General features: G+C 61.3%; 19 protein-coding genes. 16 read left to right on the forward strand and 3 right to left on the reverse strand.

Features of this window, described 5'->3' with window-relative positions; translation table 11 throughout:
- Nucleotides 1-420: 420 nt before the first annotated feature.
- From M0D68_RS29840 to M0D68_RS29865, 6 genes are all read left to right on the forward strand, one after another.
- Nucleotides 421-1566, forward strand: a complete 1146-nt coding sequence (locus M0D68_RS29840) for a porin (RefSeq protein ID WP_211706432.1) — start codon at nucleotides 421-423, stop codon at nucleotides 1564-1566.
- Nucleotides 1567-1710: 144 nt separating this feature from the next.
- Nucleotides 1711-2178: a MarR family winged helix-turn-helix transcriptional regulator gene (locus M0D68_RS29845; protein ID WP_093632877.1), complete on the forward strand. Its 468-nt coding sequence runs from the start codon at nucleotides 1711-1713 to the stop codon at nucleotides 2176-2178.
- Nucleotides 2179-2194: 16 nt separating this feature from the next.
- Nucleotides 2195-2758 carry an isochorismatase family protein gene (locus M0D68_RS29850; protein ID WP_266226191.1) on the forward strand — a complete coding sequence of 188 codons (564 nt, stop codon included), beginning with the start codon at nucleotides 2195-2197 and terminating at the stop codon, nucleotides 2756-2758.
- 55 nt (nucleotides 2759-2813) lie between these two features.
- Nucleotides 2814-4154 (forward strand): MFS transporter, encoded by a 1341-nt coding sequence (locus tag M0D68_RS29855; RefSeq protein WP_211706433.1) that lies wholly within the window; start codon nucleotides 2814-2816, stop codon nucleotides 4152-4154.
- A gap of 90 nt (nucleotides 4155-4244) precedes the next feature.
- Nucleotides 4245-4421, forward strand: coding sequence for a hypothetical protein (locus M0D68_RS29860; RefSeq protein WP_167378290.1), 177 nt, complete (start codon nucleotides 4245-4247; stop codon nucleotides 4419-4421).
- A gap of 102 nt (nucleotides 4422-4523) precedes the next feature.
- Nucleotides 4524-5888: a glutamine synthetase family protein gene (locus M0D68_RS29865; RefSeq protein WP_266226192.1), complete on the forward strand. Its 1365-nt coding sequence runs from the start codon at nucleotides 4524-4526 to the stop codon at nucleotides 5886-5888.
- Between the two features lie 102 nt (nucleotides 5889-5990).
- Here the strand turns inward: M0D68_RS29865 and M0D68_RS29870 are convergent, their stop codons facing one another.
- Together M0D68_RS29870 and M0D68_RS29875 are read right to left on the reverse strand one after the other, a co-directional pair.
- The gene (locus tag M0D68_RS29870; RefSeq protein WP_093632881.1) at nucleotides 5991-7514 is read right to left on the reverse strand and encodes a CoA-acylating methylmalonate-semialdehyde dehydrogenase; all 1524 of its coding nucleotides are present in this window, start codon (nucleotides 7512-7514) and stop codon (nucleotides 5991-5993) included.
- A 171-nt stretch (nucleotides 7515-7685) separates the two neighbouring features.
- Nucleotides 7686-8765 carry a hypothetical protein gene (locus M0D68_RS29875; RefSeq protein WP_266226194.1) on the reverse strand — a complete coding sequence of 360 codons (1080 nt, stop codon included), beginning with the start codon at nucleotides 8763-8765 and terminating at the stop codon, nucleotides 7686-7688.
- Nucleotides 8766-8986: 221 nt separating this feature from the next.
- Between M0D68_RS29875 and M0D68_RS29880 the strand changes: the two genes are divergently transcribed.
- The 3 genes from M0D68_RS29880 (at nucleotide 8987) to M0D68_RS29890 (ending at nucleotide 11841) form a co-directional block, all read left to right on the forward strand.
- On the forward strand, nucleotides 8987-9892 hold the full coding sequence (locus M0D68_RS29880) for a LysR family transcriptional regulator (RefSeq protein ID WP_266226196.1): 906 nt from the start codon (nucleotides 8987-8989) through the stop codon (nucleotides 9890-9892).
- A 130-nt stretch (nucleotides 9893-10022) separates the two neighbouring features.
- On the forward strand, nucleotides 10023-10700 hold the full coding sequence (locus tag M0D68_RS29885) for an HAD family hydrolase (protein WP_266226197.1): 678 nt from the start codon (nucleotides 10023-10025) through the stop codon (nucleotides 10698-10700).
- 4 nt (nucleotides 10701-10704) lie between these two features.
- The gene (locus M0D68_RS29890) at nucleotides 10705-11841 is read left to right on the forward strand and encodes a DSD1 family PLP-dependent enzyme (protein ID WP_266226199.1); all 1137 of its coding nucleotides are present in this window, start codon (nucleotides 10705-10707) and stop codon (nucleotides 11839-11841) included.
- Nucleotides 11842-11904: 63 nt separating this feature from the next.
- Here M0D68_RS29890 and hpaR read toward each other — a convergent pair whose 3' ends face one another.
- A complete protein-coding gene (gene hpaR / locus M0D68_RS29895) occupies nucleotides 11905-12312 on the reverse strand; it encodes a homoprotocatechuate degradation operon regulator HpaR (RefSeq protein ID WP_175050134.1) in 408 nt (135 codons plus the stop codon).
- Between the two features lie 177 nt (nucleotides 12313-12489).
- Between hpaR and M0D68_RS29900 the strand changes: the two genes are divergently transcribed.
- The 7 genes from M0D68_RS29900 (at nucleotide 12490) to hpaI (ending at nucleotide 18602) form a co-directional block, all read left to right on the forward strand.
- Nucleotides 12490-13263, forward strand: coding sequence for a fumarylacetoacetate hydrolase family protein (locus M0D68_RS29900; RefSeq protein WP_266226200.1), 774 nt, complete (start codon nucleotides 12490-12492; stop codon nucleotides 13261-13263).
- A complete protein-coding gene (locus tag M0D68_RS29905; RefSeq protein ID WP_266226201.1) occupies nucleotides 13260-14018 on the forward strand; it encodes a fumarylacetoacetate hydrolase family protein in 759 nt (252 codons plus the stop codon). The genes M0D68_RS29900 and M0D68_RS29905 overlap by 4 nt, the downstream gene beginning before the upstream one ends.
- Nucleotides 14019-14097: 79 nt before the next feature.
- On the forward strand, nucleotides 14098-15555 hold the full coding sequence (gene hpaE / locus M0D68_RS29910; RefSeq protein ID WP_266226202.1) for a 5-carboxymethyl-2-hydroxymuconate semialdehyde dehydrogenase: 1458 nt from the start codon (nucleotides 14098-14100) through the stop codon (nucleotides 15553-15555).
- 61 nt (nucleotides 15556-15616) lie between these two features.
- Nucleotides 15617-16480 carry a 3,4-dihydroxyphenylacetate 2,3-dioxygenase gene (gene hpaD / locus M0D68_RS29915; protein ID WP_200620271.1) on the forward strand — a complete coding sequence of 288 codons (864 nt, stop codon included), beginning with the start codon at nucleotides 15617-15619 and terminating at the stop codon, nucleotides 16478-16480.
- Between the two features lie 21 nt (nucleotides 16481-16501).
- Complete coding sequence (locus M0D68_RS29920; protein ID WP_266226204.1) at nucleotides 16502-16900, forward strand: 5-carboxymethyl-2-hydroxymuconate Delta-isomerase; 399 nt, start codon at nucleotides 16502-16504, stop codon at nucleotides 16898-16900.
- 74 nt (nucleotides 16901-16974) lie between these two features.
- The gene (hpaH, locus tag M0D68_RS29925; RefSeq protein WP_266226205.1) at nucleotides 16975-17778 is read left to right on the forward strand and encodes a 2-oxo-hept-4-ene-1,7-dioate hydratase; all 804 of its coding nucleotides are present in this window, start codon (nucleotides 16975-16977) and stop codon (nucleotides 17776-17778) included.
- A gap of 20 nt (nucleotides 17779-17798) precedes the next feature.
- Nucleotides 17799-18602, forward strand: coding sequence for a 4-hydroxy-2-oxoheptanedioate aldolase (gene hpaI / locus M0D68_RS29930; RefSeq protein ID WP_266226207.1), 804 nt, complete (start codon nucleotides 17799-17801; stop codon nucleotides 18600-18602).
- Nucleotides 18603-18685 lie beyond the last annotated feature (83 nt).

The raw sequence follows: 18685 nt of genomic DNA on the forward strand, positions 1-18685 counted from the left end.
ACTGGAATCTGTGTTCGTGCCACTACATGCTCTTGTGACAAGGGCGTCATTCTTCCGGCGGCGCTGCGCGCGCCGAAGCGTTGTTCTTAACACCGTTTGGTTTGTCACCCTTCTCGCTTGGTCCTTGGTCCTTGGTCCTTGGTCCTTGGTCCTTGGTCCTTGGTCCTTGGTCCTTGGTCCTTCGCCCTGCGTCTCGTTCGGTTGTGCCTACCTCCTCTTGCCCTGGCTTCTCTCGCGTGTTGTTCGCGCGCTCCTCAGCTGATTAATTCGGATCGCAAAGGGTTTGCGGTTGGTTTGTCGTCTCTCCTGTGATTGCTCCATCGGGGTTTCCGATTGGTGCCATCAGAATTCCTCGCTTTGCAAAAAGTATTGTCCGGAAAATCATGCGTCGGCCACTTGCCAAACCATTCCGGAGATCTTATGAAAAAGAAAGTCCTCGCTGTCGCCCTGGTCGGCGTCGTCGCCTCCCCCGCCTTCGCGCAGAGCAGCGTGACGCTGTATGGGGTCATCGATGAAGGGATCGACTATACGAATAACGTCGGGCACGGTAGCGTCGTGGAGCTCGCCAGCGGTTACGCTCAAGGCAGTCGCTGGGGCTTGAAAGGCTCCGAAGATCTCGGTGGTGGTCTCAAAGCAATCTTTCAACTCGAAAATGGCTTCGATCTGAATTCCGGGCGGCTCAATCAGGGCGGTCGGATGTTCGGGCGGCAAGCCTATGTGGGGCTGAGCAGCGATCGCTTCGGCTCCGTTACGCTAGGCCGTCAATACGATTCGGTCGTCGATTACCTCGCGCAAACTACCGCCAACGGCAATTGGGCCGGCTATCTGTTTGCGCACCCGTACGACAATGACAATACCGATAACTCGTTTCGTGTCGATAACACCATCAAGTACGCCAGCCCGGATTTCTCAGGGTTCCAGTTCGGTGGCACGTATAGCTTCAGCAACGATACGAATTTCGCCAACAATCGTCAGTACAGCTTCGGCGCTCAATACGCAAATGGCGGCCTGCTGGTCGCGGCGGCCTATTTGCAGGCGAATAATCCTGGCGTGGGTTCGAACGGGGCAATTACCGCGAACGATGCAAGTTTCATCGCCGGACGCATGCGCGTGTTCGGCGGCGGGATCAATTACACGTTCGGCTCTGCGACCGTCGGCTTCGCGTATACCAACTCGAACTACAAGGACCCCACCGGTAACGGGTATATCGGCATCCCGCTTGCCGCGAACGGCGTCCTGCTGAATACGCTCAAATACCAGAACTTCGAAGTGAACGGCAAATACCAGATCACACCCGCGTTCTTTGTCGGCGCACAGTATGTGTACACGATGGAGACATACGACGCATCCACTGGCAGCGTGAAGCCCAAAATCCACTCCGTTGGACTGATGGCGGATTACAACCTGTCCAAACGCACGGACGTCTACGTTCAAGGCGAATATCAGAAGGTCGCCGGCAGTTCGACCAACTCGATTCTCGACGACGCATTCGTCCCTGGCACGCAGTCTCCCTCGTCGACACAGAATCAAGTCGTGGCCCGCGTGGCGCTTCGCCATAAGTTCTAAACGGCGCGTCGCCGCGCGCCAACCCGATTACTCAAGCCCAACACGGAATGCGTGGCTCACCTTGCATTCCGCTGTCAATCCAGTCAACTTGACTCCCGGCAGATACGAAGGTAACCTTCGTAGGTAACCTTCACATCTGCCGGTATGTCCAGCAACGACACTCAGCCCACACGGCCCCTCTCCGATCCCGACGCGTTGCATGCAACGGCGGAAGATCTGCGCGTACTGGTCGGCAAATTGCGCCGCCGGTTGCGCGAAGAAGCACATGTGGGCGATTTCACGCCGTCGCAGGTGCAGGTTCTCAGCCTGCTGGAACGCGAAGGTCCGGCAACGGTCACCGCGCTCGCGCGCATCCAGGGGATGCGGCCGCAATCCATGGGCGAGACGCTTTCAGTTCTGAAAGCAGCCGGACTCGTGAGCGGCGCACCCGACCCGAACGACGGGCGGCAAACCGTCCTCTCCCTCACACCCGCCTTCCGCAAGAAAATCAAGGCAAGCCGTGCGGCACGCGAAGACTGGCTATTCCGTACGATCCAGACCCGCTTCTCCGCCGCGGAACAGAAACAACTCGCGATTGGCGTCGACTTGCTCAAACGCCTCATCGATTCGTAACTCTCAGGAAAACACCATGGCCCTCACTACGCTCGACGCAAAGACCGCATTGGTCGTCATCGATTTGCAGCAAGGTATCGTCGCGCTGCCTACTGCCCATCCCACCGCGGAGGTCGTCAAACGCTCCGTTGGCCTGATCGATGCATTTCGCCGCCATGGTCTGCCGGTGGTGCTCGTCAACGTGGCGGGTGGTGCGCCCGGCCGCGCGGAACAGTCGCGTCCTGCCGGCGACTTCCCCGCCGGCTTTGCGGACCTCGTTCCCGAACTGAATCAGCAGCCGTCGGATCATCTGGTGACCAAGCGCACCTGGGGCGCGTTCACGAACACCGACCTCGAAGCGTATCTGCGCAAACAAGGCGTCACGCAGGTGGTATTGGTCGGCGTTGCCACCAGCATCGGCGTCGAGTCAACCGCGCGTTTCGCCCAGGAACTCGGCTTCAACGTCACGTTCGCGGTGGACGCGATGACGGACATGAACCTCGACGCGCACACCAACAGCATCACGCGAATCTTCCCGCGCCTCGGCGAAACAGGCACGACGCAGGACGTCCTCGATCTGCTCGAGACATCGCGCGCATGATCATGCGTCTGAACCGCTGTGCGGCGCGGCGAATCGTCCACTCGGGGATGTCCCGGTGAGCGGCACATTTCGTTCGCTGCGTACGTTCAACTACCGGGTCTGGGCCAGCGGTGCGATCGTCTCCAACGTCGGGACATGGATGCAGCGCACGGCACAGGACTGGCTCGTGCTCACTGAACTCACGCATCACAATGCCACCTCCGTGGGCATTGTGATGTCGCTGCAGTTCGGGCCGCAAATGCTCCTGCTGCCCCTAACCGGCTATGCGGCCGATCATTTCGATCGCCGCAAGCTGCTGTTCGCCACCCAGGGGGCGATGGGCACGTTGGCGTTATGCCTCGGGATTCTCACCGTGACCGGCCTCGTGCAGTTGTGGCAGGTCTATGTGTTTGCGGGCTTGCTCGGCTGTGTCACCGCGTTCGATTCACCGGCGCGCCAAACCTTTGTCTCCGATCTGGTGGGAGAAGCCGATCTGTCGAACGCGGTCGCGCTGAACTCCACCTCGTTCAACGCAGCGCGCATGATCGGGCCTGCCGTCGCAGGGCTATTGATCGCCTCAGTGGGCACGGGCTGGGTGTTTCTGATCAACGGGCTCTCCTTCGTCGCCGTACTCGGTTCGCTGCGCATGCTGCGCATCAGCGAACTGAATGTGAAACCACGTGCAACACGCACGCGCGGCAGCTTCGTGGAAGGTTTCAAGTATGTGTGGCGCCGTCCCGATCTGAAGGCCGCGCTGTTGATGATGTTTCTGATCGGGACGTTCGGGTTGAACTTCCCGATCTTCATCTCGACCATGTCGGTCACCGCTTTTCATGCGGGCGCGAGTCAATACGGCGTGCTGAGCTCGACCATGGCGATCGGTTCGGTAACCGGTGCGCTGCTCTCCGCACGCAGAGCGAAGCCTCGCATGGCTCTTCTGCTCGGCGCAGCGGCCGTTTTCGGCGTGGGCTGCACGATCGCCTCGCTCATGCCGAACTACGTCTTGTTCGGCCTGGCGCTCATCGTGGTTGGCGTGGCGACGCAGACCTTCAACACGTCGACGAACAGCCTCGTGCAAATCTCCACCGAGCCGGCCATGCGTGGCCGGGTCATCGCGATCCTGCTGGCCATCGCCCTGGGCGGCACGCCACTCGGCGCGCCGGTGGTGGGTTGGGTCGCGGATCGCTTCGGTCCGCGTTGGGCGCTCGGCGTCGGCGCTGCATCGGGTTTCGCGGCGGCGGTCGTCGGCTTGATGTATCTGGTCAAGTATCGTCAGTTGCGCGTGTATGTCGAGGCTGGGCGTTTGCGCTACAGCATCGATGATCCGCGCCAGGCGCCGCCTTATGTCAGTCCCGTCACGGCAGTACAGAATGCCGTGTTGCATGAAGCCGAAGAGGATACGTCGGCTGGGGTTTGAGGGGTGCTGCGCGGAACGCGTCGAAGCAGCGGAGCGCCCCGTTATTTCGTCGAGCAACGCGCCCTGCCCACAGCTATACTCGTGTGCATCATGAAGCCCGCCGCATGGTCATCCAGCCGCAGTTGCCACGCCGATCCGGCGTGCGCGCACGCGCGCCTCGCCACGGCGCGCCTCAATCCCCTGCTGAACGTGATTCTCGCTTTCTGGGCAATCTGGCATTGCCGTCACGCACGTCCCCCGTTGTTCTCTCTGCATCCGCTCGTCTGAGCTGAATCCGACGCCGCCATCCGCGGCTCTTCCGATTTTTTCGTCGCTCCGCGCGCCTGATGCGGAGGACGAGGCACGCGCCAATGCGCAGAGAGAACCGACATGCAATTCGCCCACGAACAGGAAGCGCTGAGTTTCCTCGAACAGAATCCCGATATCGATCTGATCGAACTCTTTATCGTCGACGCCGCCGGCGTGCCGCGCGGCAAGCTGCTTCATCGTGAAGAACTACTCGCCGTGTATCGCAGCGGACGGCCGCTGCCGAGCGCGATCATGAATCTGACCATCAACGGCGACGACACCGAGGACAGCGGCCTCGTCTGGGACGTGGGCGATATCGACTGCCGCGCCTATCCGCTGCCGGGCAGCCTCGTGCGCCTGCCGTGGCGCAAGATGCCGACCGCCGCCGTGCAGGTTCAGATGCATCCCGAAGAAGGCCTGCCCGCCGGCGTCGCCGATCCGCGGCAACTGCTTGCGCGCATCGTCGATGATCTACAAGCGGAGGGTTTCTTTCCGGTGATGGCGTGCGAACTCGAGTTCTATCTGCTGGATGCAAAACTCGATGCACAGGGTCGTCCGCAGCCCGCGCTCGATACCGACGGCCGCCGTACGCGAACAACCCAGGTGTATGGCCTGCGCGAACTCGAACAGATCGAGCCGTTCCTGAGGGATCTCTACGATGCCTGCCGCGAACAGAACATACCGGTACGCACCGCGATTTCCGAATACGCACCGGGCCAGGTGGAGATCACACTCGAACACGGCCCCGCGCTCGAAGCGATGGATCACGCCGTGCGCTACAAGCGCATCGTCAAGGGCGTCGCGAATGCGCACGGCATGAACGCATGTTTCATGGCCAAGCCGTTCGCCGATATCGCAGGTTCTGGCATGCACATGCACGTCAGCCTCGCCAATGAAGCCGGCGACAACCTCTTCGCCTCCGAAGACAAAGCCGGCACGCCACTGCTGCGCCAGGCCGTGGGTGGCATGTTGCACGGCCTGCTCGATTCGATGCTGATGTTCTGCCCGAACGCGAACTCGTATCGCCGCTTCCAGGCAAACAGCTATGCGCCGTGCACGCCGACATGGGGTGTCGATAACCGCACAGTCAGCCTGCGCGTGCCGGGCGGCCCGGCGCCGAGCCGGCACGTCGAGCATCGCGTGTGTGGCGCCGATGCGAATCCGTATCTCGCTGCCGCGGCCATTCTTGCGGCCTCGCACCACGGCATTCGCGAGCGCCTCGACCCGGGCGCACCGATCGAAGGCAACGGTTATGCGCAAGCCACCACACTGCTGCCGACCGACTGGTTAAGCGCCTTGAACGCACTCGAACAGTCAGACTGGGCGAGGGACGTATTTGGCACAAAATTCCTTAAGGTGTTCCTCGCGATCAAGCGCGCCGAGTATCGGCAGTTCATGGGCGAAGTCGGTGAACAGGACTGGCGCTGGTATTTGAACCAGGCTTGATTGCTTGTCACTGCGTGCTGCGTGCATGTTGCTGATTCATTAAAAAAGCCGCGCCTGAAATCAGGCGCGGCTTTTTTGACTACGGCAATACAGTTCTATTGCTTACTTCGCCACCGGCATCGTGAACTCAGCACCCTTCGCGATGCTATCCGGCCAGCGCTGCATGATGCTCTTGTAGCGTGTGTAGAAACGCACGCCTTCTTCGCCATACGCGTGGTGATCGCCGAACAGCGAACGCTTCCAGCCGCCGAACGAGTGCCATGCCATCGGCACCGGAATCGGCACATTGATGCCGACCATGCCTACCTGAATCTGCCGGCCGAACGCACGCGCCACGCCGCCATCCGACGTGAAGAGCGACACGCCGTTGCCGAATTCATGTGCATTGATCAACTCGACCGCGCTCGCGAAATCGGGCACGCGCACCACTGCCAGCACCGGGCCGAAGATTTCTTCCTTGTAGATTTTCATCTCGGTACCGACCTGGTCGAACAGCGTACCGCCGATGAAGAAGCCGTCCGCATTCGTGACCGGATGCGCGCGGCCATCGACGATAAGCTTCGCGCCTTCCGCCACGCCCGAGTCGATATAGCCGGCCACCTTGGCCTTATGTTCAGCGGTAACCAGCGGACCCATTTCGGCGTCGAGGTTCTCGCCGTTCTTGATCACCAGAGACTTCACGCGCGGCACGAGACGCTCGATCAGTTCATCGGCGACATTGCCCACCGCCACCGCGACCGAGATCGCCATGCAGCGCTCGCCTGCCGAACCGTAGGCAGCGCCGATCAGGGCGTCCACCGCCTGGTCCAGATCGGCGTCCGGCATCACCACCAGATGATTCTTCGCGCCGCCGAGCGCCTGCACGCGCTTGCCGCGCTTCGATGCTTCCGTATAGATATATTCGGCGATCGGCGTGGACCCGACAAACGACAGCGCCGCGACGTCCGGGTGTTCAATCAGCGCATCCACGGCTACCTTGTCGCCGTTCACGACGTTGAACACGCCATCAGGCAAACCGGCTTCCTTCAGCAGTTCGGCAATGCGCAACGAAGCCGACGGGTCACGCTCCGACGGCTTCAGCACGAACGTGTTGCCGCAAGCGAGTGCGACCGGGAACATCCACATCGGCACCATCACCGGGAAATTGAAGGGCGTGATCCCCGCCACTACGCCCAGCGCCTGACGCAGATTCCAGTTGTCGATGCCGCCGCCGATCTGGTCGGTGAAATCGGTCTTCAGCAGATTCGGAATGCCGCAAGCGAACTCGACCACTTCGATGCCGCGCACCACCTCACCTTGCGCGTCCGTGAACACCTTGCCGTGTTCGCGGGTAATCAGCATCGCCAGTTCGTCGTGGTGCTTGTTCAGCAATTCCTTGAACTTGAACAGAATGCGGGCGCGCTTGATCGGCGCGGTTTCGCTCCAGGCGGGAAAGGCGGCCTTGGCGGCCTTGACCGCCGCGTCCACTTCCTCGACCGATGCCAAAGCGACCGAGCCGGTCACCTGGCCCGTGGCGGGATTGAACACGTCCTTGAAGCGGCCGCTGGTCGACGCAGCCGGTGCGCCGCTGATGTAATGCCCCAACTGTTGCACCGACAACTTCGCTTGTTCGTTCACTGCATTCATTTCGTTCCTCGTGTTCGGGATAGGCCGCAAGGGTTGATCCGCCAACTGTATCGACGGCGCCGGTCATATTCCCGATACAGCACAATAAAACCGCGCCTCACTGTATTGTTTTTCACGAGGCAACTGTACTGGCCGACGAGGTTGGCGCAACTTCAGGAAAAACCGCTCAACTCAGCGCCATTGCTCGGTCAATTCATTGGCCAACACCATCTTTTCGCGGACGAGCTCAATAAAGCCGGCGTCCGCGCCGTTCTGGGCTTTGAGGAATTTCAGCGCCGCGGAATGAACGGTTCGCATCGACCTGCCGTCGATCCCAGCCATGCGCGCCGCGCTGCGACGGGTTTCCTCGACCAGATCACGCGCGCTGCTGAAGTCGGGTGACAGACCGGTCTGCGCTTCGAAGCCGGCGCGCAATCCGGCCGCATACTCACGCGACTGCCCCAGCCGGTCGATGTCGATCATCAGATCGACGCCGTCAGCCATGCGCAACGCACAGAGAATCCATAGCGCGACGAACGCCCGATATGCGTTATTGCCTTCCGCCGTGCGCGCGTATTGCTCGCACACCATGGCGTAAGCGTCATCCGACGTAGGCACGCCAGGCGGCAAACTCACGCCGCAGATTTCGATGGCCTGCCGGACCAGCGGCTCCGTCTGGTTCAGACCCAGCACGCGAAACGGCGCGGCCACGAAAAACGAATTGCTCCATTGCTGATTGAGCAGCCACCCCGAGGCGAACTGCGAAGCGGGATTGCGCAACACGGCTGCGTGCATGATCTGCGGGAACGCTTGCTTGAGCCACGGCAGCCGGCCCGACGAACGGCAAAACTTGAAGACGGGTACGCTGCCGTGCTCAGCGGTGCGTTCCCACAGGTTGGCCAGATAGGCCTGCAAGGCGGGGAATTCCGCGTCGGGTGCAGGCGCAAAGCGGTCGGTGCCGAAGCGCTTCCTGTATCCGGCCACGCCGCGCGCGCCCTCATGGAGAAACGGCCGGTATTCTTCGAAATACGGCGCGGCGAGCGGTGGGTGTCCAGAGGTCAATGTAGGACGGGACGCGGAAACGTCGGCGAGGCTCAGATCGGCGAGCACGTTGCTGAACGGTTCATAGAATCCGGTGACGGAATCGAGTGCGCGCAGACGCGACCAGACCCACGTTCCTGCGCTGCGCCAGCCCGTGTGCAGGAATACCCCCTGTTTCAGGGCATTTTGTTGCGCGGCGGCGCCCGGACTCGTTCCTTGTGACAACGGCATGGGACTTCTCTTCAAATGGAAGCAACAACGATTCGACGGAAGGCGGGTGCTGCCCGCCCCACCTGGTTCAAGTGCACACTGAAGTGCACACTTTAGCCGTTCAAGCTGTCGGCTTCGTTACGGACGTATCAGTTTACCTTGCAAGCACGTCTTGTGACGCACTGGAACAGCGCATCCAAACGCTTTAAGCTGCCAGACTCCCGAACTCAAAAGCTTCTGCCATGAACGACTCGGCCGATATCCGGTTTCTGCTGGCCATCCGCGAAAGTGGCAGCCTGATCGCCGCGGCGCGAAAACTGGGTCTGTCGCCCTCGGCGGTGACCCAGCGCCTGCAGCAGCTCGAAAAGAAACTGGACACGCAGTTGGTGACCCGCACGGCGCGCCGTTTGCAGTTCACGGAAGAAGGCGCGCTCCTATGCGAACGCGGCGCCGAACTGGTCGAGCAGTTCGACTCGCTGTTCGAAGACCTGCAGACACGCCGGGGCGGCCTGGTCGGCACGCTGAAAATCAATGCGCCGCTGGGCTTCGGCCGGCGTCACCTCGCGCCAGCCATCGCCGACTTCCAGCAGCAACACCCGGATGTCGACGTGGCGCTCACACTGTCCGACCAGCCCTTGACTGACACGATAGACCGCTTCGACATCGTCGTGCATATCGGCGACTTGCCGGTATCGAATCTGGTCGGCTATGCGATTGCGCCGAATGCGCGCTTCGTCTGCGCCGCGCCTGCGCTGCTCAAACGTACTGGTCAACCGGAGTCGCCGGAAGACTTGAGCAAGCTGCCGTGCATCGTGCTGCGCGAGAACAACGAAGACGTCTCACTGTGGCAGTTCAGCAAAGGCCGCACGCGCCGCAGCGTGCGAGTTTCTCCGCATCTGAGCTGCAACGACGGCGACGTGATCCGTCAATGGGCTTGCGAAGGCCGCGGCGTGATCCTGCGCTCCGAATGGGACGTGGCCGAGGACATTGCGAAGGGACGACTCGTGCGTTTGCTGCAAGGCTGGAAGACACCAGACGCCGACGTGATCGCCCTCACGCATCAGCGAACGGGAATGCCCGCTCGCACGCGACATTTCATGCAATACCTGCAGGGCCGATTCAGGCCGCTGCCGCCGTGGAGAAGATAACGCGTGAAACGTGACGAATTACGTCGCGGATGGCGCATTCAGCCAAACTGAATCTTAGAGTTACCTTGGCTGAACTCCGCGCGAATGATGAAACTTTATAATCGGCTCACCGTTCCTCGCCGGTTAAATCATGACCTCCATATCGACTCCGACCGCCTACCCCAAGGCCGTCCTCTTCGACCTCCTGACCGCCCTGCTCGATTCGTGGACGTCATGGAATCACGCCGCGGGGTCCGAACAGCTGGGCCGTGCGTGGCGCGCCGCCTATTTGCGTCTGACCTACGGCTGCGGCCGCTACATTGCGTACGAACAATTGGTGCGTGAGGCGGCCGCCGAAGTTGGACTGCCTGAATCCGCCGCGCTTGCGCTCGAAGTCGACTGGCTGAAACTTACCCCATGGAGCGGCGCTCTCGACGCCTTGCACGCACTCCGCCCGCATTGCAAACTGGCAATTGTCACCAACTGCTCCATCCGCCTCGGTACGCAGGCTGCCGGGATTTTCCCGATCCACTGGGACGCGATCGTCACCGCCGAAGAAGCCGGCATGTACAAGCCGGACCCGTTGCCTTACCGGCTCGCGCTCAGCAAACTTGGGGTAGACGCCCATGAAGCCGCGTTCGTGGCCGGTTCCAGCTATGACATGTTCGGCACAGCCGCGGTCGGGTTGAGGACATACTGGCACAACCGCGTGGGTCTGCCGCTGGTGGCGGGAGCACAGCCGCCCGAAATCGAGGCGCCCACGCTCGATTCGCTGGTCCCATGGCTCGGCCAGTTCGGCCAGACCGAAAGCCACTCCATTCCCCGGTGAAACCATGAAACTCGAGCATATCGACACCCCTGCCGCGCTGATCGACATCCCCCGGATGCAGAAGAACATCGCGAGAATGCAGGGACATATGAACGCACTGGGCGTCGCATTCCGTCCACACGTCAAGACCACCAAATGCATCGACGTTGTCCGTGCGCAGATCGCCGCCGGCGCGCGCGGCATCACGGTCTCGACCCTCAAAGAGGCGGAAGCATTCTTCGCGGCCGGCGTCAGCGATATTCTCTACGCGGTCAGCATCGCCCCTTCAAAGCTGCCGCGAGCACTGGCGCTGCGCCGCCAGGGTTGCGATCTGAAGCTGGTGGCCGACAATCCGACCGCCGCTGCAGCCATCGCCGCCTTCGCGGACCAGCACGGCGAATCCTTTGAGGTGTGGATCGAGGTGGACACGGATGGCCACCGCTCAGGGATTACGCCGGAACAGGACACACTGCTCGAAGTCGGCCGGATTCTGCACGAGAACGGCATCAAGGTGGGCGGCGTGATGACTCACGCCGGTTCCAGCTATGAGCTTCATACGCCGGAGGCGCTCGCCGCGCTGGCGGAGCAGGAACGCGCCGGCTGCGTACGCGCGGCGCAACGGTTGCGCGACGCAGGCATTCCGTGCCCAGCGGTGAGCGTCGGGTCGACGCCCACGGCGCTGGCCGCCGAGCAACTGGATGGCGTGACCGAAGTGCGGGCGGGTGTCTATGTTTTCTTCGATCTGGTCATGCACAACGTCGGCGTGTGCGCGCTTGAAGATATCGCGCTTAGTGTGCTCGCGACCGTGATCGGGCATCAGGCGGACAAAGGCTGGGCGATTCTCGACGCAGGCTGGATGGCGATGAGCCGTGACCGCGGCACCTCGAAGCAGCCGCACGATTTCGGCTACGGCCAGCCATGTTTATTGAACGGGACACCGCTTGGCGGTTTTGTCGTGAGCGGCGCCAATCAGGAGCACGGGATTCTGTCGTCGTCGGAAGACGGTGAGCCTGTGGACGACATCGCGCAGCGCTTTCCCATCGGCATGAAGCTGCGTATCCTGCCCAATCATGCGTGCGCGACCGGAGCGCAGTTCCCCGAATATCACGCGGTGTCGGCGGATGGCGGCAGCGTCGAGTGGAGGCGATTTCAGGGGTGGTAAGAGAATGGCCATGGCCTGCGCGAGCGCAGTTCATCGCCAGAAATTAACCAACAACGCGTTACTTCACTCACCTTCTTCTTCAAGCCCGGCAAGTAGATCGTCGACCGCGCGATACACGCGCTCGACGATTTCCGGCCCCACCTTGCGCTCCAGTTCGCGATAGTGCGCCTCGAGATCCTTCGAGATCACGCGCACCAGGTCCACGCTCGTATCGGTGAGCGACACCAGCACCCGCCGCTGGTCTTCCGCGAAACGCTCCTTGGTCACCAGCTCCATACTCTCCATGCGCGCGAGCACACCCGCCATGCTCGGGCTCGAAATCGTGCAGATATCGGAGATGTGGCGCGGCTCCATCGGCCCGTGTTCATTGAGCGCACGAATCACGCGCCATTGCTGCTCGGTCAGTCCGTGCGCAGTAATCAATGGCCGGAAACGCTCCATCATTTTTTCTCTGGCGCGCAGCAACAGCATCGGCAGGTTGCGGTGCAAAACTCGGGTAGAAGCAGATGCGGACATGGCAGATAAATTAAAAGCAGCTGTCGAAGCTTAAGGGAAAACCCGCGATCGGCCGACAGGCTATTGACCGTGGATGATATCAAGCGCAATACTACTAACATGTTAGTGTTTTTGCCGAGAGACAGCTAATTTATGTTTGCACTTGCCGATCACCTGTTGCATCCGGAAGGCGACGCGCTGCCTCGCGATGTGGATGCGCGCACCGTTGCCGCGCTGCTTGCACGCGGCATTGCCTGCCGCGCGCCGGTTTCCGGTGCTGTGTATGGAACCTTGCTGAACGACCGCGCCGCTTTGGCCGCGCTGGGCGACGCAGTGCATGCTGCTCCCTATAAAGCCCCGCCCAAAGCACCGATTCTCTATCTGAAGCCGCGCAATACGTTCGCCGGTCATCGCGCACGTGTTGCCGTGCCTGACGATGCATTGGGCGTGGAAGTCGGCGCTTCGCTGGGTATCGTGATCGGCCGCACTGCAACACGCGTTAGCGCGGAGCAGGCGTTCGACTACATCGCCGGCTATACGCTGGTCGCCGATCTGAGCGTGCCGCACGCGAGCGTGTACCGCCCTTCAGTACGGTTTCGGGCGCGTGACGGTTTTTGCGTGATCGGGCCGGCGGTGGTTGCAGCGCATCATCTTGTTGCGCCGGACAACCTGGCGATCAAGGTTTCGCTTCCTGGGCGCGAAGTATTCACTGCGAGTACTGCGTCGTCAGTACGCAGCGTGGCGCAATTGCTTGCGGACGTAACCGATTTCATGACATTGAGTGCCGGCGACGTCATTACGCTCGGCGTGCCTCATGGTTCGCCAGTTGCCCATATCGGCGACACGGCTACGCTGTCGATTGGCGGTTTGCCGCCGCTCGAGGTGTCGTTTCTCGGTGCAGCAGAACAGGATGGAGAACAGCAATGATGCGCGGCCGTGTTGCGTATGCAGGAGCGATTCATGAAGCCTATCCGGACGCCAACGGCGTGCGCCTTGCCGACGGCCGCGTGCGTCGTGAGGATGAAGTGGTGTGGCTCGCGCCGATTGAGGTCGGCACGATCTTCGCGCTTGGCTTGAACTACGCGGAGCACGCGAAGGAATTGCAGTTCAACAAGCAGGAAGAGCCGTTGGTCTTTCTCAAGGGTCCGGGCGCGGTCATCGGTCACCGTGGCTTCACGCGCCGCCCCGCCGATGTCACCTTCATGCACTACGAGTGCGAGCTGGCCGTGGTCATCGGCCAAACCGCGCAGAACGTCAAGCGCGAAAACGCCATGCAGCATGTGGCCGGCTACATGATCGCCAACGACTACGCGATCCGCGACTACCTGGAAAACTACTACCGCCCCAACCTGCGCGTGAAGAATCGCGACGGCGGCACGGTGCTCGGCCCCTGGTTCGTCGATGCCGCCGATGTCGAAGACGTCACGCAACTCGAATTGCGCACGTTTGTGAACGGCACGCGGCAGCAACACGGCAACACGCGCGATCTCGTCACCGATATCCCGGCGTTGATCGAATACCTCAGCGGCTTCATGACCCTCGCACCCGGCGACGTGATCCTGACCGGTACGCCGGAAGGCATCGTCAACGTCAATGCGGGCGACGAAGTGGTCTGCGAAATCGACGGCCTTGGCCGTCTCGTCAATACGATTGCATCCGACGCGGACTTCGGCCGCGGCTGATACAACGGCTTTGCATGGGATCAGAGTAAGGCGCTAAAGCGCGCACTCTGATCGACAGCTAAAGAGAAAGGACAACACAATGCGAATCGACCATCTGATCAATGGCAAATCGAGCGCCGCGAAAGACTACTTCGAGACCGTCAATCCGGCGACGCAAGACGTGCTCGCTGAAGTGGCGCGTGGCGATGCGGAAGAAGTCGACGCCGCCGTACGCGCCGCCAAAGAAGCGTTTCCGGCATGGGCCGGCAAGCCCGCGGCGGAACGCGCAAAAATCATCCGCAAGCTCGGCGAGTTGATCGCGAAGAACGTGCCGGACATCTCGGAGACCGAGACGAAAGACACCGGGCAAACGATCTCGCAGACGCGCAAGCAACTCGTGCCGCGCGCCGCCGACAACTTCAGCTATTTCGCGGAGATGTGCACGCGCGTCGACGGCCACACGTACCCCACCGATACGCATCTGAACTACACGCTGTTCCATCCGGTCGGCGTCTGCGCGCTGATCTCGCCGTGGAACGTGCCGTTCATGACGGCAACATGGAAAGTGGCACCCTGCCTCGCATTCGGCAACACCGCGGTGCTGAAAATGAGCGAACTGTCGCCGCTAACCGCCTCGATGCTCGGCAATCTCGCGCTCGAAGCCGGCATTCCTGCCGGCGTGCTGAACGTCGTGCACGGCTTCGGCAAGGACACCGGCGAACCGCTGGTGGCGCACCCGGATGTACACGCGGTGTCGTTCACCGGATCAACTGCAACCGGCAACCGCATCGTGCAAACCGCGGGCCTGAAGAAGTTTTCGATGGAACTGGGCGGCAAGTCGCCGTTCGTGATTTTCGACGACGCCGATTTCGAACGTGCGCTCGATGCTGCCGTGTTCATGATCTTCTCCAACAACGGCGAACGCTGCACGGCCGGTTCGCGCATTCTGGTGCAACGCTCGATTTACGCGCGCTTTGCCGAGCGTTTCGTCGAACGCGCAAAACGTCTGACGGTGGGCGATCCGCTGGCCGACAGCACGGTCGTCGGCCCGATGATCAGCCAGGGGCATCTGGCCAAGGTGCGCAGCTACATCGAACTGGGTCCGAAGGAAGGCGCCACGCTCGCATGCGGCGGACTCGACGCGCCCGACTTGCCGGAAGCCATGCGCAAAGGCAATTTCGTGCAGCCGACGGTATTCGTCGACGTCGACAATCGCATGCGGATCGCGCAGGAAGAAATCTTCGGTCCGGTCGCCTGCCTGATTCCGTTCGACGACGAAGCCGATGCGATCAAACTTGCCAACGACATCTCCTACGGCCTGTCGAGCTACATCTGGACCGAGAGCACCGGCCGCGCGCTGCGCGTTGCTGCAGCCGTGGAAGCCGGCATGTGCTTCGTCAACAGCCAGAACGTGCGCGATCTGCGCCAGCCGTTCGGCGGCACCAAGGCATCGGGCGTAGGCCGCGAAGGCGGTACGTGGAGCTATGAAGTGTTCCTCGAACCGAAAAACGTATGCGTATCGCTCGGCTCCCACCACATTCCGCGCTGGGGCGTCTGAAACGCGGGTCATTTGCGCGCGAGGGCACCACGCCTTGCGCCACACAGAACAGGAGACCGCGATGGGCAAACTCGCGTTAGCAGCAAAAGTGACTCACGTCCCGTCGTTATATCTATCCGAACTCGACGGTCCGCATAAGGGCTGCCGTCAACTGGCAATCGACGGTCACCATGAAATCGGCCGCCGCTGCCGCGAATTGGGTGTGGATACGATCGTCGTCTTCGACGTGCATTGGCTGGTAAACAGCGAATACCACATCAATTGCGCGCCGAGGTTCGAGGGCGTCTATACGAGCAACGAACTGCCGCATTTCATCAAGAACATGCCGTACGCGTATCCCGGCAATGTCGGACTCGGCGATCTGATCGCGGAAGTCGCCAACGAGATGGGCGTCAAGAGCCGCGCGCACAGCGAGACCACGCTCGAACTCGAGTACGGCACGCTGGTGCCGATGCGCTATATGAACAGCGACCAGCACTTCAAGACCGTATCGGTAGCCGGCTGGTGCATGTGGCACGACCTTGAAACGAGCGCGCGCTTCGGCCTCGCGGTGCGCAAGGCCATCGAGGAACGTTACGACGGCACCGTGGCGATTCTGGCGAGCGGGTCGCTGAGCCACCACTTCGCCAACAACGGCACGGCCGAGCAGTTCATGCACAAGGTATGGAGCCCGTTTCTCGAACAGATGGACCGCCGCGTGGTCGAGTTGTGGGAAGCCGGCGACTGGAAGACCTTCTGCGAGATGCTGCCGCTCTATAACGAGAAGTGCTGGGGGGAAGGCGGCATGCACGACACCGCGATGCTGCTCGGCGCGCTCGGTTGGGATCGATACGACGGCAAGGTTGAAGTCGTCACCCCGTATTTCGGCAGTTCGGGCACCGGCCAGATCAACGCGATCTTCCCCGTGACACCCCTGCCCGCTTGAGTCCTGAGAGAGGAGCTTACCGTGCCACATCTGACACTCGAATACAGCGCCAATCTTGCTGATGAAGCAAGCATCGGACAGCTTTGCACCTCGCTGGCGGCTTGCCTTGACGCGCAGCGCGACAACGACCAACGCGTCTTTCCGCTCGGCGGCATCCGCGTGCGCGCCTTGCGTTGCGACCAGTACTGCATAGCCGACGGCCGGCCCGACGCCGCCTTCCTGCATGCAAACCTGAAGATCGCCGCGGGCCGCTCGGATGCCGTAAAGAAGGCGACCGGCGACGCATTGTTTGAAGCGATCAAACAGCACTTCGCCGCGGAGTTTGAAAAACACGGCCTGGCGTTGTCGCTGGAGATCAATGAATTCAGCGAAGCCGGCACGTGGAAACACAACAATCTGCACGCGCGGCTTAAGGCCTGATACCGAGGCTCGAGGCTCCGGCCTAACATTGCGACCCGGTAAATGGGTCTGGCAGCCGCTCAAAGAGAACCATCATGCTAGACGAACAGACAATCCGCGACCTTGCGGCGCAACTCGACAACGCCGAGAAGACGCGCACCCAACTGCGCCACTTCTCCGCGAAATATCCCGAGATGACGGTACAGGACGGTTACGCGATCCAACGCGAGTGGGTGAAGCTAAAACTGGCCGAGGGCCACGTGATCAAGGGCCGCAAGATCGGCCTGACGTCACGCGCGATGCAGCGCTCTTCACAGATCGACGAACCCGACTACGCGCCGTTGCTCGACAGCATGTTCATCGAAAACGGCCAGGAAATCCGCGCTGATCGCTTCATAGCGCCGCGCGTGGAAGTCGAACTGGCCTTCATATTGAGCAAGCCATTGAAGGGCCCGGGCATCACGCTATTCGACGTTCTGGACGCCACAGCCTACGTGACCCCAGCCGTGGAAATTATCGACGCCCGCATCGAACAATTCGACCGCGAGACGAAGGCGCCGCGCAAGGTCTACGACACCATCTCTGACTTCGCGGCGAATGCCGGCATCGTACTGGGCGGCCGCCCGGTACGTCCTATGGACGTCGACCTCCGCTGGGTTGGCGCATTGCTTTACAAGAACGGCGCCGTAGAAGAAAGCGGCCTGGCCGCCGCCGTGCTAAACCACCCCGCGACGGGCGTTGCTTGGCTCGCTAACAAGATCGCCCCATACGACGAAGTCCTGAACGCGAACGACGTAATTCTGAGCGGCTCCTTCACGAGCCCGATCCCGGCGCGAGCGGGCGACACCTTCCACGTCGACTACGGTCCGCTGGGCGGCATTGGTTTAAATTTCATTTGAGCTCATTTGAGTCAATCGACATGTCTCTACCGCAAAACACGTTCAAGCATGCGCTAGCAGAGGGCAAACCACAATTCGGCTTATGGGCAGCACTTGCCGACGCCTACGTGACCGAACTGCTGGCCACGGCTGGCTTCGACTGGTTGTTGATCGACAACGAGCACGCACCGAACGACGTGCGCAGCACACTGGCGCAATTACAGGCGGTGGCAGCCTACACATCGCATCCGGTAGTACGCCCGGTACGAAGCGACAGCGCACTGATCAAGCAACTACTCGACATAGGCGCCCAAACCTTGTTGCTCCCAATGATCGACACGGCGGAGCAAGCCGCGGAAGCCGTAGCGGCAACGCGCTACCCACCGCAAGGCATCCGCGGCGTGGGGAGTGCGTTGGCACGAGCATCGCGCTGGAACCGAATCCCCGACTACCTGACCACGGCGGCACAAGAGTTATGCGTACTGGTCCAGGTAGAAACCGTGCAGGGGATGGAAAACCTACCGGCGATTGCAAAGGTGCAAGGCATTGACGGCGTATTCTTCGGCCCAGCCGACCTAAGCGCATCAATGGGTTTGCTAGGCAAACCAGGCGACGCAAGCGTACGCGAAGCGATTTGCAACGGCATCAAGAAGGTACGAGAAGCCGGCAAAGCAGCGGGCGTACTAGCACCGGACCCGGGCATAGCAGCCGAATACCTGGCGGCGGGCGCAACATTCGTGGCGGTAGGAACAGACACGGGCCTACTAAGCAAAGCAGCAGCTGACCTCGCGGCTGCATACAGAAAGACAGCGCCAATGGCAACACCGACAAAAGGCGGCTACTAACAAAACCCACGGATCGGTTTTATGAGCTACTCTTCGGCGCGCGCAGCGCCGCCGGAAGTATGACGCCCTTGTCACAAGCTTAT

It is taken from the genome of Paraburkholderia sp. SEWSISQ10-3 4 (genome assembly GCF_030464785.1).
Lineage (GTDB): Bacteria > Pseudomonadota > Gammaproteobacteria > Burkholderiales > Burkholderiaceae > Paraburkholderia > Paraburkholderia aspalathi.